1 protein-coding gene is annotated in these 332 nt (G+C 69.6%); it reads left to right on the top strand.

The window, feature by feature from the left end; translation table 11 throughout:
* The coding region (locus EN852_RS37460) for an aldehyde dehydrogenase family protein (RefSeq protein ID WP_135879812.1) at positions 1 to 332 on the top strand (332 nt) is incomplete at both ends.

The raw sequence follows: 332 nt of genomic DNA on the forward strand, positions 1-332 counted from the left end.
AGAAGGTGGAGGAACAGGTGGCCGATGCGCTCGCTCTCGGCGCGAGCTGCCTGACCGGCGGCAAGCGCCACGCGGCCGGGCCGCTGTTCTACCAGCCGACCCTGCTCGTCGACGTGCCGGACGAAGCGCTGATCATGCATGAGGAAACCTTCGGTCCCGTCGCTGCGGTCACGCCGTTCGACGACGAGGCGGAAGTCGTCGCCCGCGCCAATGCCACCGAGTACGGCCTCGTCGCCTATGTCGTCACCGAGAACGGCGCCCGGCAGGCGCGCATGGGCCGCGCCCTGGACTACGGCATGGTCGCGATCAACCGGGTCAAGATCACCGGCGCG

Source organism: Mesorhizobium sp. M2E.F.Ca.ET.209.01.1.1 (assembly GCF_004010375.2).
Classification (GTDB): Bacteria; Pseudomonadota; Alphaproteobacteria; order Rhizobiales; family Rhizobiaceae; genus Mesorhizobium.